Below are 1,144 nucleotides of genomic sequence, written 5' to 3'. Positions count from 1 at the left end.
CCATTGTATCGCCTAGGTAAATCTGAGTTGTGTTTTCTGCAGGTTGCTTTTCTGTGCGACGGACAGTTTCAAAGCCTTGTTTTTTACAAAGAGCGAAAACATCGTCAAATCGTTCCGGATGCCGAGGAACTAAAATGAGTAAAGCATTGGGATGAGATTCTAAAATCTGCTTATGTGCCTCTAATACCTGTTCATCTTCGCCTTTATGTGTACTCGCTGCAATCCATACTGGGCGGTCCTTTCCAAGTTGCGCTCGAAGTGCTTTGCCTTGTTGCTTCACGTGATCTGAAATTTGAATATCAAATTTAATCGAGCCCGTGACCGATAGCTTCTCTTTATTGACGCCTAAGCGTTCAAATCGCTCTGCATCAGAATCCGTTTGACAAAGTACTTGCGTCAAGCATGGATGAAGTTGGTTAAAAAGCCATTGGACTTTTGCGTAATTTTGACAGGATTTTTCTGATAGCCTAGCGTTAACTACGGTGATCGGAACATTGGCTTGTTTGACGACGTGGAGCGTATTTGGCCACAGTTCTGTCTCTATAATCAGCATTTTCTCTGGCTGTATTGCCTTTAGGAAGCTTTTTACAGCAAAGCCAAAGTCTATTGGCATATAGCGGTGTTCAACTAAATCACCCAACTTGGCTATTTGTTCCGCACCAGTGCTCGTGGTTGTTGTGACAACGATAGGTTGCTCTGGATATTGCTGTTTGAGTTCCTTGATTAGAGGTGTTGCCGCGATGCTTTCGCCTACAGAAACAGCATGAATCCAAATTGGACGCTGATGCGTTTTTAACTGTGGGGTTATTCCAAAGTGTTCTTTCCATCGCCCACCAAATTTGGGTTTATTGGGCTTGCTTTTATATAAGCCCAATAAAAGAAATGGTGAGGCAAGCGCTAACAGTGCCGTATAAATAATTCGAATTAACATGAACTAGTCGCAATGGCTTCGAGCTTCTGGATGCTATCTAGGACTTGTTTTGGCGATAGCTCAGTCAAGCATTTCAAATGTTGGTATTGGCACTCACGCTTGAAACATGGTCGGCAGTCGATATCGGTATGAACCATTTCAACTTTTTCAGCCAGTGGTGGTGTGTACTTTGGTGATGTTGAGCCATAAACAGCAACGACATTACAACCTACA

Annotated in this window: 2 protein-coding genes; both read right to left on the bottom strand. The window is 43.1% G+C overall.

Translation table 11 applies throughout. The features are described from left to right. On the bottom strand, positions 1 to 931 hold a 931-nt coding region (gene waaA / locus R8N46_RS25145), incomplete at its 3' end, for a lipid IV(A) 3-deoxy-D-manno-octulosonic acid transferase (protein ID WP_318189764.1). Beyond that, a partial coding sequence (locus R8N46_RS25140) for a glycosyltransferase family 9 protein (protein WP_318189763.1) occupies positions 925 to 1,144 on the bottom strand: 220 nt, incomplete at its 5' end. The genes R8N46_RS25140 and waaA, both read right to left, overlap by 7 nt.

It is taken from the genome of Vibrio sp. 1874 (assembly GCF_033344395.1).
Taxonomy (GTDB): Bacteria; Pseudomonadota; Gammaproteobacteria; order Enterobacterales; family Vibrionaceae; genus Vibrio; species Vibrio alginolyticus.
This window is presented reverse-complemented; position numbering and strand designations above follow the sequence as displayed.